The organism is Burkholderia sp. Bp9090 (assembly GCF_003857985.1).
In the GTDB taxonomy this organism is placed as follows: domain Bacteria; phylum Pseudomonadota; class Gammaproteobacteria; order Burkholderiales; family Burkholderiaceae; genus Burkholderia.
In genome coordinates, this window is record NZ_QTPV01000119.1 from 1 (window position 1) to 525 (window position 525).

Genomic DNA, 525 nt, shown 5'->3' on the forward strand with positions numbered 1-525 from the left:
GATCGCGATCGGCGGGGCGATCGGCACCGGTCTGTTCCTCGGCGCGGGCGGCCGTCTGCAGGCCGCCGGACCGTCGCTCGCGATCGTCTATCTGGTGTGCGGCGCGTTCTCGTTCCTGATCCTGCGCGCGCTCGGCGAACTCGTGATGCATCGCCCCAGCAGCGGCAGCTTCGTGTCGTACGCGCGCGAATTCCTCGGCGAGAAGGCGTCGTTCGTCGCGGGCTGGATGTACTTCCTGAACTGGGCGATGACCGGCATCGTCGACATCACCGCCGTCGCGCTCTACATGCATTACTGGGCGCCGTTCGCGGCCGTGCCGCAGTGGATCTTCGCGCTCGTCGCGCTCTGCATCGTCGCGACGATGAACCTGATCGGCGTGAAGTGGTTCGCCGAGATGGAGTTCTGGTTCGCGCTGATCAAGGTCGCCGCGATCGTGCTGTTTCTCATCATCGGCTCGGTGATCCTCGGCACGGGCGTGCAGGTCGCCGGCCGTGACACCGGCATGCATCTGATCACCGACAACGG

1 protein-coding gene is annotated in these 525 nt (G+C 66.1%); it reads left to right on the top strand.

All coding sequences use genetic code 11. The annotated features are described in order from the left end of the window. On the top strand, nucleotides 1-525 hold a 525-nt coding region (locus tag DIE16_RS36360; protein ID WP_124646777.1), incomplete at both ends, for an amino acid permease.